General features: G+C 63.9%; 1 protein-coding gene. It reads right to left on the reverse strand.

What is annotated here, in order from left to right:
• Positions 1-64: 64 nt before the first annotated feature.
• Positions 65-266: hypothetical protein (locus SB689_RS23320; RefSeq protein ID WP_410694426.1), on the reverse strand; the 202-nt coding region annotated here is incomplete at its 5' end.

Below are 266 nucleotides of genomic sequence, written 5' to 3' on the forward strand. Positions count from 1 at the left end.
GGTGGGGCGTGCGGTGCGCGGGATGGTGCGGTAGGGGAAAATCCTGAGGGGGGCGTAGGGGAAACTACTGATAACGGCGGCGCGCGACGCGGGCGGCGCGGCAGATTCTGGCGATGTTCAAGCCGACGCTGCCGGTATTTCCCGGGATCAGCGACGGCTTCGTTTTGCTCGTGAACCGGTTGACGATCGTGCGCGCTTCAACATGGGCAGCATAGAAAGAAGCGCGCACGACCCGCTCGGATTTCATCGGCTTTGCGCCAACCCCT

Origin of the sequence: Chryseobacterium sp. SIMBA_038, from assembly GCF_046535115.1 — a bacterium.
In the GTDB taxonomy this organism is placed as follows: Bacteria; Bacteroidota; Bacteroidia; order Flavobacteriales; family Weeksellaceae; genus Chryseobacterium.